We start from the raw sequence: 13398 nt of genomic DNA on the forward strand, positions 1-13398 counted from the left end.
CATGTGGAACGCCTTTTTCATGACCGGGGTTCTCGCTACGCTGGTATCCAGCGTGTATTACAGCATGACTGCCCGCAGACGAGGAATCCATCCGTTGGAATCCCGCATGACACTGGGAAAGATGAACATTTCCATGGGGATTCTCGTGGCTTTGCTTGGTTTCAATCAATTTACCTTTGAAGAGCTGGATACGATCCGCATCGTAATCGCTTTGATGTTGATTTTTGTCGCAGCAGTAAATCTTTTTTTGGGCTCTCGCAACTACTTTCGCTATCGCGACGCATGGCGCAAGGAAATAAAAAGCGAGAGATAAGGGACTGGATGGCTTTTTCCTGTTTTACCATCTGTTTATTCTGGCTAAATCCCTTTTTCCTACGCTATAATGAACCTGTGTGACATCCTAATGCTTCAGACAACCCGAGTGCAGTGCCGACGGTTGTCCTTTTTTATGTTCCGGGGATTCACGTTTGTGCTACGGCTTGGCCCACAGCTCTTCCGGATTCAGCTCGTAGATCCCGTCTTCACGGTACATATAATGATTCATGACAAATTCCCTGCGGATGGTCGCATAATCCTCGTGAAACTGACGGATGTATTCGTTGATCTGTGCTTCGGTATACTTGCGCCCTTTTTCCAAACCACGCACCATGTGTTCAAAGACGATCAGCTTTTTCTTGCGCTGGGCGGGGATCTGCTTCAAGCGTCCGTCAGCGGTATAAAACGTGCGCAATACCTGTAAGCTTTCTACCACGGGCTTCCCTCCTCCTTCCTTCGCTTCTTTTCCTTCCTCTTCCCAAAGACTTTCTTCCGTTCCTTTTTTCGCATGCTTGAGCACGTCTACGATCGCCTGTGACAGCCTCTTTACGTTGGCTTCATGCAGGTAGAAGTAGATCGTGTTTTTATCCCGTCGCTCATAGACGAGTGCGGCTTCGCGCAGCTTCGCCATGTGATGCGTAATCGTCGGCGGAGTGACGCCCAGTTTTCCTGCCAGGGCCTGCCCATGCAAGGGACCATTCGCCAGTATGGCCAGGATGCGGATACGCGTCGTGTCGCCCATGGCTTTGTAGAACGTAACGAGTTGATCGAGTTGCACGTTCGGTGTCCTCCTATATCGGTTTGTTTGCTTACCTAATTCGATATATATCTAATTATAAAGTAGATGACTTTACATGCTTTGTCAATTGGTGGTCTTCGGACTATAGTGGAGGAGAGGAAAAAGGGGGAAACGCTCAAGGCGGGTTGGGATCTTTACTGGGGGTCATTCCTGGACGTCTCCACTCCAAAGGCGGAACCGCGGCCAAAAGCAGCCGGTTCGAAGAAGCGGATCAGGGTTGGCCGCTGAGAGCGTGTTCCGCTTTTCCGTTCCGACTGGGTTAAGATCCCAAATGCCTTCGCTTATTCCCCCTTTTTCCTCGGCCAGCTTTGTAGTTCGTTTTCTTGAAGGCATCTCTAGAAGAAAATATAAAAAGGTCAATCCCCTCACGGCTTGTTGATTCCGTGAGTAGGGTTGACCTTCTTTATTAGCGCTCGATAATCTGTGCGGCAATCATGGCTTGCCCTACAATCTGATCACCCTGGTAGACAGAGACCTCTGCCTTGCCATAGCGGCGACCGATATCCAGAAGGCGTGGTTTGATCTGGATCTGGCTCTCCATCTGAACGGGCTTGAGGAAGTAGACGGTGACGTTCTCCGGCACCATGTCGCCGCGGCGATGGTGACGTAGGAGATTGCATGCCGCTTCCACCATCACAGTGGTCATGATGCCGCTGGCAATGGTTCCAAGGTGATTGGTCATTTGCGGAGTCACTTCGCCGACATAGGTCAGTTCGTCAGCCTGCCGTTCTTCCCGGAAGTGCGACATGATCAGATTGGGAAAGGTTTCGCTCATCTGTGGCTGTTTGGCTGTAAATTGCAGAGCCTTCAGGACGTCGTTGCGACTCAGTACACCGACGAGCTTGCGGTAATTGTCCACGACGGGCAAAAGCTCGATGCCCTCCCAAACCATCATGTGGGCGGAGGATGCTACCGATACCCGCGGTGAGGTCGTAATCGGATTTTTGGTCATCACCTTGTCGATGGTGGCAGTTTCATCGTGGCCGATGATATCCTTCGAGGTGACGATCCCGATCAGACGCATCTGCTCGTCTACGACGGGAAACCGGGTATCCTGATACAGCTCGGTGTATTGATGCCATTTGGCAACAGTGTCGGACGTCAGCAGCACCGGTGTCTCCGCCAGCGGCTTCAACACGTCCTCGACCATCACGATTTCCTTTTTGATCAGTCGGTCATAGATCGCTCGGTTGATCATCGAAGCCACGGTAAAGGAGTCGTAGCTGGAAGAGATGATCGGGAGCGCGAGGCGATCCGCCAGCTGCTTCATCTCGTCACTGGTGTCAAATCCCCCTGTGATCAGAACTGCAGCGCCCTGCTGCAAGGCGATCTTGTGAGCCTGGTAGCGGTTCCCCACGATCAGCAGGCTCCCGGCGTCGATGTAGCGCATCATCGCTTCCAATTGCATGGCACCGATGACGAACTTGTTCAATGTCTTATGTAATCCTTCCCTTCCCCCCAACACGTGGCCATCGACGATGTTGACCACTTCGGCGAAGGTAAGCCGCTCTATGTTTTCTTTTTGTTTCTTCTCAATGCGGACCGTTCCTACACGCTCGATTGTGCTTACGTATCCTTGCGTTTCCGCTTCCTTGATCGCGCGGTACGCCGTTCCCTCGCTTACATCCAGGTCCTTGGCGATTTGCCGCACGGAAATCTTCGAACCGATCGGAAGGCGATCAATATGCTGCAAAATTTGTTCATGCTTGGTTGCCATTTTCGCCTCCATCCCCCCTCTTCATGCATCCGGTCGATGCTCTCCTTCGATCAATATACCCGAAGGCGGAGCAAAAAAAAAGGGTAGCTTTTTCAGCTACTCCGACAGAAAGTATATCATTAAGGGGGTTTTCATCGTGCTTTTATCATACCCCCGAAATATTACAGGAAGATTACAGTGGAGTTACATTATCATTTCAGTTTTTCAACCCAGCCATAGTGCGAGAAGACCCTGCACCAATCCGATCACGCCACCCAGGATAAAACCTAGCAGCGTAATCATACGAAACTCTTTTCCGGAAATCCCGATAACCATCTCTTCGATCCGCTCCATCGGAAATCCTTCTACCTGCCGTGTGACAATATCACGGACAGAAATTTTGCTGACGATCCGCTCCACGTTGCTCTCCAGCTTTTGCACCATCCAGCCGGACAGACTCGGAATCGTTTTGGTCAAAATAGTCTCGCGAAACGGGGCTGTCACCCGGGAAAGCGGTTCGTCGATAAAACGCAGGCTGTGGGCTTCCATTCTGGCAAAAAGGGCATGCGCCCAGTCATCGACTTGATCCCGTCCGATCCATTCCATCAGCTCCCCGACCTTTTTCTCCAGGAGCTTGTCCGCTTCCAGCTTCAAAAATAGCTGCACGCGCTGGGAAAGCTCCGGGCTTTGCAGCCATTCATCCAAGCGGGGCAAAATTTTGCCGACGACCTTGTCATCTCCAAGAAACATCCCGACCAGACCGCCGAACATGCCGCCTCCACCACCCAACAGACCGCGAATCATCTCCTGCAAGGTCTGTTGTCCCTCAGATGTGTGAAGATAGCCGCGCAGACGCGACAAAAGCAATTGGCTCACAGCCGTCGTCGCTGCTTCCAAGCGCTCCACTCCAGCGGGGGACAGAAGCTCTCGCAAGGCTCGATCTTCATAGTGGTGCAGCGTCCTCTCTATGAAACTGTTCCAGTGCAGCAGGACCGGCGTTCGCACGGTATCGCTCCACTTCCCTTCTTCATCAAAAACCTGAGGCATAGTAGCCTGCAGGATTTGACGCAGATTTCGCTCTTCGGACATCCACTCCGCAGCGAATCTCTCTAGCCAGCTCCTGAGGTTGTTCTCCAGGTCTCCCTGGGCAATCGCCCGTTTGATCCCTTCTGTCGTCAAAAGATGATCCTCTACTAATCTGCCCATTTGTATGGCAATATCGTCTCTTCTACTGGGGATGAGTCCAGGCGTGAAGGGAACGCGCCAACGCCCGATATACCAAGGCCTCAAGGGGCGGAAAAGCATGCGAATCGCCAGCTCATTCGTCACTCCGCCAATCGCGGATCCAACTGCAATGTTCACTAGTAATAACCAACTGTTCATAAATACTAATAACCTCTCTTCTCTGCATGGCACCAAACCATTTGGCTGCTCATACCATAGACTAACTTCATGCCTGATGGGAAGGGGATAATCATGTCGTACCTACCAACCGTCGTGCAAGCAATCGAGCCAAAATCAGAAGTTGACCTTTACCTGCCCCAGGCGCATATGCGCAAATGGAACCTGCAACCTTCCACACTAACCGTCCAATTCGGGAACAAAACGGTTCGCGCCCGCGTAAGCCGCATGGAACGCAAAAGCCGAATATGGATCCGAACATCCATGGCCCAATCGTTGCATCTGCCTACGGGAGTCCCGTTGCTGGTGGATTACCAGGCGAACCAACAATCTCTAGTTTTTGGCCCCTATATGGGAATCCTGGTTTCCGCGTACAATCTCCAATACCCGCTCGCGCCTTTCGGTCCGCTCTCGCATTTTTTCAACGAAGTGGCAGACAGCTGCCGCAAGCGTGGGGGCGTGATTTGTGCGTTTCGACCGCAGGACGTCAACTGGGATGCGGGCATTGTCCGCGGACTGGTTCGCAAAGGCGGCTCCTGGAGACAGCAGGTGCTGCCTCTTCCCCAATGCATCTACAATCGTCTCGTCTCGCGCCAACGGGAACGAAGCGAAGCGATGAGCGCCTGGGTCCAGCGCTGCAAGGAAGCTAACATTCCATTCTTCAATGAAAGATTTTTGAACAAATGGCACGTCCACACCGCTTTGGAAAAGCAAGAAGCAGCCGTACCTCACCTGCCAGGCATGCTCCGCTATGAGAATCAGGATGATCTACAAGAAATGATCACCCGCTACCACACCGTCTATGCCAAACCGGCCAATGGCAGCATGGGCCGCGGCATCATCCGTCTTCGCCGCAAGCAAAATGGCTATCAAGCAGCCAGTCCCGGCGGATTGAACAAACATTTTTCCAGTATTTCTGGACTGCACAAATATCTCAGCAAACGAACAAAAGGCAAACCTTATTTGCTGCAGCAAGGTTTACCCCTAATCGGCGTTCAGAACCGACCGGCTGATTTTCGCGTTCTGGTGCAAAAAGACCGCAAAGGAGAATGGTCCATCACCTCGCTAGTCGCCCGCCTCGGACAAAACCGCATTGTCTCCAACGTCTCGCGGGGCGGGTCGATGATGTCGCCAGCCCATGCGTTGCGTCTGTGTGGACCTTGGGCGTGTTCGCAGCGCCCCACGCCGCAAACGTTGAAGCATGTCGCATTGAAGCTCTCCCGTTTGCTGGAGGAAGCTCTTCCTGGCCACTATGCCGAATTCGGTGTCGACCTCGGCGTAGATGTGCGCGGACAGGTATGGCTGCTCGAGGTCAACAGCAAGCCCTCCAAGACGGTCAATTCCATCCCGATCCCAGAAGGCGCTGAAGCACCGCCGCGTCGGGCTAGGCCTTCCGCCGTGCGGATGTTTGAATACGCCTCGTATATCAGCGGCTTTCCACGTCCTAGCCCCAACAGAAAAACCGCGAGAAAGAAAACAAGACGAAGGTGACACCCATGGCAGCAAACAAAAGCTTGGGCATCATGACCCGTTGTCAAGGCTCCCATTTTGTCGATAAGGGCTATTATAGAAAACTGACTCTTTTTGGACGAAAGCACGGCATACGCGTCTTTGTTTTTTCTCCACGCAGAGTCGATTTTGCCACTCGAACGGTCAGAGGCTTTGAATATCGGGGAGGGGTCTGGCAAGGCGGCACCTTTCCCTTGCCTGCGTTCATCTATGACCGATGCTTCATCGGCCCATCTTACCGCCACTATAAACCATTTGTCGAAAAGTTGCAAAACGACCCTGCCATTACGTTTTTGGGGTACGGTCTGTCTGGCAAATGGCAGGTGCAGCAGATCCTCGCAAAATCGCCCAAGATCGCACCCTACCTCCCTCCGACGCAGATTTTTACGCTGGCCAATCTGCAGGATACGCTGAGCGCGCACGGCTCCGCGATCATTAAGCCAGCCGCCGGCACTCACGGGATCGGCGTCGTGCGAATCAGCGAAAAAGACAACGGTTTTGAACTGAAAGGCAGGAACCGGGAGAATCAGCCCATTAGCCGCCTTTTCAAGCACTGGGGAGGGGTGAAGCTCTTCCTCTCCTCTTTTACAGCAGGACGTAAATTCCTCGTCCAGCCGTACCTGAAGCTGCATACGCCAGAGGGTATCCCATTCGACGTTCGCGTCCTCGTCCAAAAAAACGGCCTTGGCGAATGGGAGGTAACGGGCAAGGCTGTGCGGCTGGGAGATCCGCGCAGCATCACTTCGAACCTTCACGGTGGAGGAAAGGCCGTCTCGCTCTCTCCCTTTCTCGCTCGTACCTACAAACCGGCCATGCAGGAACGTATCGAACAGCAGGTAAACCAGTTGGCAGTCGAGCTGCCCATTTTTCTGGAGCAGTCCCATGGCAGACTCGTAGAACTGGGAATTGATATCGGCATCGATACTTCTGGCCATGTCTGGGTCATTGAAGTCAACAGCAGACCAGGGCGCAATGTATTCAACCTGATAAACGATCCGGTCGCCAAGCGGCACTCGATCACCCAACCGGTACGATACGCCAACTATCTCATGAAGAGCGTGTAGGAGGTAACAAAGCATGGAAATAACCAGAGTGCGGCTACGCTTCCTTACCCATCCTCATGTCTGCGGGATCATCCTGCCGATTCATCTCTGCCAAAAGCTCCAGCTTCGGCCCCGTCAAAAAATTACGGTCATGCTGGGGAAAAAGGAAGTCGTAGCCACAGTCCTGCAAGACAGGAGAAATCCTGACAGCACCATCGTCAAGGTCACCAGCCTGCTGCGATCCGAGCTGGGCATTCCCCATGGGGGATTGATCAATCTGAAGCGCGAAGGCGAGGTTCTGCGCCTTGGTCCCGCCATCGGCATTGTCACTACCGGAATACGCCGCGATCCCCGTCAACCTATTGGACCGCGTACCTCGTTTTTTCACAAGCTCCTGCTGGCCCAAGAAGGCAAGGGGGTCTTCTACTACATCTTCTCGCCGCACGATGTCGACTGGCACAACCACACCGTCTCTGCCTGGTTCCTGCGCAAAAGCAGCAAAGGAGGGTATGTCTGGCGGAGATTAACAACGGCTATGCCGGATGTAGTCTACGACAGAATCCCGTCCCGATCTGCGGAAAAGCACGAAGCTGTACAGGAGTTTAAATATAAACTAGCGAATTACCCGCATTTGCCGGTATTCAACCAAGGCTTTTTCAATAAATGGAGCGTCCACCAATTGTTGTACCCCAATCCGGATGTAAACGAACACATACCAGAGACGTATACAGCACCATCGCTTCAAACAGTACGGAATCTGTTGAGGAAGTACCCGATCGTCTATTTGAAACCAAAAAATGGGAGTCTCGGATACGGCATTGTCAAAGTGGTGAAGCAACCAGGAAAAGGTTATGAAGCTTCCTATCACACGGGAAACGGAAATGTAAAACGCCACTTCACCAAGCTGGCTTCCCTCTACCAGCACGTGTTTCGTACGCGGCGCATCCGCAATTACCTCGCACAGCAAGGGATACCGCTGATGACCTTCCACGGACGGCCATTTGATTTTCGGGTGCATCTGCACAAAAACCAGTTGAACGAATGGGTCGTATCCTGCACGGCGGCGAAAGTGGCGGGATCGGGCAGCGTCACTACGCATGTGAGAACAGGTGGAACGGTCATCCCGGGCGATGAATTGCTCTCTCATCTCTTTGGCAGACAGAAGGCCATCGTCACGGAGCGGATCAAGGAAGCCTCGATTCGCTTGGCTACCGCGATCGAACAAGCAAAAGGAACCGACCTGGGCGAGCTGGGCCTGGATATGGGAATTGATACACGCGGTCATGTCTGGATGTTTGAGGCCAATTCCAAACCGGGCCGTTCCATCTTCAAGCATGCCCGGCTGAAGCATGCCGATCAGGAATCGCGCAAACTTCTCGTCGACTACAGCTGCTATCTGGCGAATTTTTGATCGATGTCAGACATCGTTTTTTCTCAGGAAGGAGGAACACCCATGCCTCAATTGCGCTCCGGGTGGCTGACCGTCCTCCCCAGCGGCAAATGGTACATCCAGCTTCCGCGACAAGCTAAGCTCAAATATGGACGAAAACCGCTGACTGCCAGTCTGGGACCCTTCTCGCAGCTCAAACGGCTCTACTCGGGCCTTCCCAGTCAACAGCCTGGGCGCTTCCGCACGCGGATCAATTGGAAGATGAACAGCAACACATTGCGTATCGGGCCGATCCTGGGCATTCTGACAGTCGGTGATAGCGTCTCCTTCGTCGGGAACCGGGATAACTTCAGGGACATCTGTCTGTCCGGAAAGAAATGGGGCGCCCTCGTATATGTCTTCACCCCTCATGGCATCAATTGGGAAAAAAAGAGAGTCCGCGGCTTTCTGTACAACGATCGGGAGCAAAGCTGGCAGCCGATGACGATGCCCTTTCCCCACGTGGTTTACAACCGCATCCCGACACGAAAGGCAGAACAGCAGCCCAAGGTGAGGAATACATTGGAAAAAATCGCGCAACTCTCCAATGTCACCCTGTTTAACCGTCGTTTTTTTGACAAACAGGAGCTTTTCGCGATTTTGGAGGAATTTCCAGACATCTGTCCCTATTTGCCTGAGACGAAGAAGCTGGACTCCCCCGCCCGATTCCGCCACTTCTGCTCCGAGCATCAGTTTGTCTATCTCAAACCTGTGCGCGGCAAGGCGGGAGAGGGAATCATGCGGATTGAATATAAAGACAAGGCATGGCGGGTACAGCGTCTGAAGGAGCAAAAAGCCATCACGCGCCGCTTCTCCAATCTTGACGATCTCTGGCGCTACGTCAGGGGGCATGTGCGGCAAAAGCGATACATCATGCAGAAAGGAATCAGGCGTGCCCGCTATCAGGGCAAACCTTTTGATCTGCGTGTCCTTGTGCAGAAAAACGGCGAAGGTGAGTGGGGAGTGACCGGTGTGGGGATCCGCAGGGCCGGCGCTCAGAGCATTACCACACATGTGCCGCGCGGGGGATCCATCCACTCGCTGGCAAGCGTCCTGCAATCTCTGTTCCCGGACGATCCGAAAAAAATGGAGGCGACGATCCATCATACAGCACTTTCCATAGCACGCGCCCTGCATCAGAAGAACAAAGATCTGGCGGAAATGTCAATGGATCTGGGACTTACGAAGGAAGGGAATATCTGGTTTTTCGAAGCCAATGCCAAGCCGGAAAAATTCGATGAGCCGACGATTCGACGCCATTCGCTGTCCAATCTCATTCACTATGCCCAATATGTCTCCCGCTTGCAGGGCGGTCACGGGGCGCAAGCGGGTTAGGGGGTGAAGCTGATGAAACCAACATACAGACTCCTCCCCCCGCAGCTCTTGGCAGAATCACAAGAAACGCTGGTCCGTTTTGTCCGACAAGAAGGAGATCGCCGTATTACGAAGCAAGCAATGGAATGGCTCGAGAAGCTGACCCCCAAGCTCTTGCAGTCACAGGAGACCCGTGTTGTGCTGGCGATGCGGGGCAAGCAGGTGATTGGCCTGTTTGCCATCAGTCGATACGGACTACACCATTCCTTACTGGTCGTCGACAAAAGATACCGGCATCGCGGTATAGGCAAAGGCTTGACCCAATATGCATGTGCCCTTTTTCCCAAGCTGTATGTGCGCATTGCTCTGGATAATGAGGCGAGTCTTGCCCTGTTTCAGGGACTTGGTTTTGAACTCGTGAAAGCCTCGATTGGACCGACAGGCAAACCAACGCTCTGGCTCGCATTTGGAAAGTGGACACCTGATGATTTGCAAAAACATGCCGGCTGATGGAACCGGCATGTTTATTCCCTTTTACCTGTCGGAATTTTCTTTCTATCCTTCCTCCATGCATTAGCTTGCAATCCTTGGTAAAAAGTAATGGCAGGAGGTGGTCAATCATGACCTTTCAATCTAACAACATGATGCAATCCAGCTTTCCACAATCCGCTCAATCCATGTTCCAACCTGGTTTTGCGGGAACCAATTCCCAGGAGGTGCGCTACCAAAACCAAAGCGGGTTTTCCCAGGCTTCTGCCGCACCTACATACGGTGCTTTTTCCTATGGCGGGAACACAGGCAACGCTTCGGCTCAGTCGATGTTCCAACCAGGCTTTGCGGGAACCAATGCACAAGAGGTGCAGTACCAAAATCAAACCGGGTTTTCCCAGGCTTCTGCCGCACCCGCGTTTGGCGCTTTCTCCTCTGGCGGAATCACAGGCAACGCTTCGGCTCAAGCCATGTTCCAACCAGGCTTTGCGGGAACCAACACCCAAGAGGTAAGACAGCTTAATCATGGCTATTCCCAACAGCCTTATGGCGGCTATATGCAGTCGCAAGCATCCTCTCAGCCAGCTTTTGGCGCATCGATTTTCTCCCCTGGTTTTGCAGGTACCAATGTGAGTGAAGTACAGTCCCGCAATAGCGGCGCCTACAATGCGCTCAGCAATAACCTGGGTTCTTTCCCGCAAGCAAGCATGTCCTCACAAGGGCAATTCTTCGGCGGCGGCGCAAACAGCGTATTCTCTCCTGGTTTCGCAGGAACCAATACACAGGAAGTACGTCAGCAAAACCAAAACAGTGCTGCTTTTGCCAACAGCTTTTACCAACAACCACAGGCTCAGATGCAGCAACAATCCTACTTCAGCGGTTACCCGCAGCAAACACAAGCAACTGCTGGTCAGCTGGGATTCGGCGCACAAGCTGTCTTCTCGCCGAACTTTGCCGGAACCAATGTTCAAGAAGTACGCGCTTTGAATGCGGGACAAGCTGCTCCACATACCGGATCGATCTTCCCGGGCAGCTTCTAATCACTCTGCACCCGTTTGGCACAAAAACAAAGAGGCCATTCCGCGGTCCTATGACCCGGAGCGGCCTCTTTTTCCTGCATCATCCCGACTTTCTCACCGTCTCGATAGCTTGATAAAAGTCATGGAGTGCCTGCAATCCTTGTTCGTCAACCGTGAAGGCAATTTCTCCAAAGCGGTAGGCATCCTGCTCTGCAATCATCCAGGCCGACTCTTCCTGCTGGAACTGCTCGTTTACACAGGCATCGGTCTCTTCCAGGCGCTCCCGTACATCCAGATGCTTCTTCCATTCAGGCTGAAAAGCTTCGTGGACCCGTGCCAGCCTTTCGTCTTTACGGGCAAGCCTGTACAAAGCAAGCTCCATTTGCAGCCAGCAAGTCGTATAGAAGTGAAATTCCAGAAAAAGGGTTTTTATTGTCTGGCGCAGCGGGACTTCATCCTGACTTTCTTGGAATAGCTTGGCGGCAGCCCGCACCTCCGCCTTCTTTTCTTGAATCACGTCAAAATGGCTGACGGCGCCTCGGTAAAATTTCCGCACAATCTGGTACAGCATCTCTGCCGACCGGGGAGGCAATCCTTGATAGCGATTCGGCACATCCCTCATGATTTCTCGCTCCTGTCCTGTCTGTTTCCCTAATTGTACAACAGGAGGGAGGATGAAATCAGTCTTTGGCATTCTTCCAATACTCGTACGCGTGCACCGCAATCCCCTTAAAGGAGGAGTACACCCCCAGAGAGCGCGTCACCAGATCGAGCTGCCGCATCATCTCCGCCTTACCTTCTTCATAAAAGGTGACGTAATTTGCTTCACGGCTTTCCTTCATTTCAACGGCGACGATGAGATCTTTGCCAATGCTTTCCGCATATCGGATCTCGCTGTCGACCAGGCTCAGGATGCCTCCTTCCCCTTCGGCTTGATCGCGAAAGGCCATCATCGTCGTATGATCCAGCTGGCTGATCATCCAGTGGCTGAACGGCAGCTCCGGCTGACCGGGAGTAGGCGAATTGTCCAGCCAGGCGGCCAGATCTACGCTGGTTTTCAAACCTGGACTTTTCCCGGCCTCAGCGACGAACGCCTGTATATTTTCCATCCATTGGCGAAGCAATCCTTCCTTATCCATCTGCCAGATGGGCATGACATACGGCTCGATGTCCAGGTGAATGCCCGCCCACTTTTCTTCCTCAGATGCAGCCTCATTGTAGCGCTTGACCCACTGCACCAGCTTGAGAATCTTGCCTCGGCTCTCCTCCAGCGCCCAGATCGGATGGCCGCCCATCGCGTGCACCTCGATACCCGCAGCATGTGCTTCCCGATTGAATCGCTGGTACTCCTGAAAAGGTAGATTCATATCGATGCGAATGTACAAAAGATTCACACCTTTTTCCTGTGCAAATGCGAGAATTTCCTCTCTCTCTGTCAGCAGGGTTTCCGCTCGCCAGATATAGGTGCCGATATAGGGAGAAGGCTTTTTCGCAGGCGTTGTCTGTTCTGAGGAAAGCTCCTTCCAGTAGCGGTAGTCGTGTATCGCCGCTCCCTTGAAGGATGGATGCTGGTTCAGATTTTGCGACAGCAGGTCCAGCTGCTTTTGCATCTCAGCCGTTCCCTCTTCCGCAAAAGTCGTGTGGTCCTCGTCACCTTTTTTCAGATTGACGGCGACTAACAGATTTTTTCCCATGCGATCGCCATCCTTCATCTCGGAGTCAATCTGCTCCAGGATGCCGTTGGGACCCGTCACCTTGTCGCGATAAGCCATGAGAACAAGCGTATCGAAGCGGCTGATCATCCAGGCGGACAGCGGCATATCGCTCCCTGCTTCTGCCTTGATCTCATCGAGCCAGAAGGCGATAGCTGCGCTTGTCTCCAGTTCCGAATCTGCTTTGGCAGCTTCTACAAACACCTGGATATTGGCTTTCCACTCGCGGATGACCCGCTCTTGATCCTGTTGCCATTCAGGCAGCAAATACGGCTCAATATCGAGCTGAATCCCTTGTATGCGCTCATCCTCCTGCGCTTCCCGATTGTACTGCTTGACCCAATTCACGATTTTCAGCATACGATCCTGATGGCTTTTCAATGCCCAGGCAGGATGTCCGGCAACCGCGTGCACCTTGATCCCATGTGCAGAGGCCTCGCGAATAAAGGAGCGGTAATAATCGAATGGTCTGTTCATATCCATCCGTACATAGAGAATGTCGATATGGTTCTGCATGGAAAAGGCAAGAATCTCCCGCTTTTCCTCCCCGATCTTATCCGCTTGCCAGATCCAGGTGGCTTTGCTTTTCTGCTCCGCAGAGGAAAAACCGAATAAAAAGCCGATCGTGAGGCAAAGGATGCTACATGTAAATCTCTTGGCTTTCATTCAGTT

12 protein-coding genes are annotated in these 13398 nt (G+C 52.8%); 7 read left to right on the forward strand and 5 right to left on the reverse strand.

The window, feature by feature from the left end; translation table 11 throughout:
- Position 1 precedes the first annotated feature (1 nt).
- Entirely contained in the window at positions 2–313 is a 312-nt protein-coding gene (locus T458_RS35925; RefSeq protein WP_023555860.1) for a YtpI family protein, read from the forward strand.
- A gap of 159 nt (positions 314–472) precedes the next feature.
- Here the strand turns inward: T458_RS35925 and T458_RS35930 are convergent, their stop codons facing one another.
- From T458_RS35930 to T458_RS35940, 3 genes are all read right to left on the reverse strand, one after another.
- Positions 473–1093: a DUF2087 domain-containing protein gene (locus T458_RS35930; protein WP_023555861.1), complete on the reverse strand. Its 621-nt coding sequence runs from the start codon at positions 1091–1093 to the stop codon at positions 473–475.
- Positions 1094–1520: 427 nt separating this feature from the next.
- Positions 1521–2831 carry a DRTGG domain-containing protein gene (locus T458_RS35935; RefSeq protein ID WP_031305495.1) on the reverse strand — a complete coding sequence of 437 codons (1311 nt, stop codon included), beginning with the start codon at positions 2829–2831 and terminating at the stop codon, positions 1521–1523.
- 204 nt (positions 2832–3035) lie between these two features.
- A complete protein-coding gene (locus tag T458_RS35940) occupies positions 3036–4193 on the reverse strand; it encodes a DUF445 domain-containing protein (RefSeq protein ID WP_023555863.1) in 1158 nt (385 codons plus the stop codon).
- 93 nt (positions 4194–4286) lie between these two features.
- Here T458_RS35940 and T458_RS35945 point away from each other — a divergent pair, with 93 nt between their 5' ends.
- From T458_RS35945 to T458_RS35970, 6 genes are all read left to right on the forward strand, one after another.
- The gene (locus T458_RS35945) at positions 4287–5702 is read left to right on the forward strand and encodes a YheC/YheD family endospore coat-associated protein (protein WP_023555864.1); all 1416 of its coding nucleotides are present in this window, start codon (positions 4287–4289) and stop codon (positions 5700–5702) included.
- Positions 5703–5707: 5 nt separating this feature from the next.
- Positions 5708–6784: a YheC/YheD family endospore coat-associated protein gene (locus T458_RS35950; RefSeq protein WP_023555865.1), complete on the forward strand. Its 1077-nt coding sequence runs from the start codon at positions 5708–5710 to the stop codon at positions 6782–6784.
- A gap of 13 nt (positions 6785–6797) precedes the next feature.
- Entirely contained in the window at positions 6798–8174 is a 1377-nt protein-coding gene (locus T458_RS35955) for a YheC/YheD family endospore coat-associated protein (protein ID WP_023555866.1), read from the forward strand.
- A 42-nt stretch (positions 8175–8216) separates the two neighbouring features.
- The gene (locus T458_RS35960; RefSeq protein ID WP_023555867.1) at positions 8217–9527 is read left to right on the forward strand and encodes a YheC/YheD family endospore coat-associated protein; all 1311 of its coding nucleotides are present in this window, start codon (positions 8217–8219) and stop codon (positions 9525–9527) included.
- A gap of 12 nt (positions 9528–9539) precedes the next feature.
- Complete coding sequence (locus T458_RS35965) at positions 9540–10016, forward strand: GNAT family N-acetyltransferase (RefSeq protein ID WP_023555868.1); 477 nt, start codon at positions 9540–9542, stop codon at positions 10014–10016.
- Between the two features lie 110 nt (positions 10017–10126).
- On the forward strand, positions 10127–11035 hold the full coding sequence (locus T458_RS35970) for a hypothetical protein (protein ID WP_023555869.1): 909 nt from the start codon (positions 10127–10129) through the stop codon (positions 11033–11035).
- Between the two features lie 79 nt (positions 11036–11114).
- Here the strand turns inward: T458_RS35970 and T458_RS35975 are convergent, their stop codons facing one another.
- Both T458_RS35975 and T458_RS35980 read right to left on the reverse strand, forming a co-directional pair.
- Positions 11115–11636, reverse strand: coding sequence for a hypothetical protein (locus T458_RS35975; protein WP_031305497.1), 522 nt, complete (start codon positions 11634–11636; stop codon positions 11115–11117).
- Between the two features lie 58 nt (positions 11637–11694).
- A complete protein-coding gene (locus T458_RS35980) occupies positions 11695–13392 on the reverse strand; it encodes a hypothetical protein (RefSeq protein ID WP_023555871.1) in 1698 nt (565 codons plus the stop codon).
- Positions 13393–13398: the final 6 nt, after the last annotated feature.

The organism is Brevibacillus panacihumi W25, from assembly GCF_000503775.1.
GTDB lineage: Bacteria > Bacillota > Bacilli > Brevibacillales > Brevibacillaceae > Brevibacillus > Brevibacillus panacihumi_A.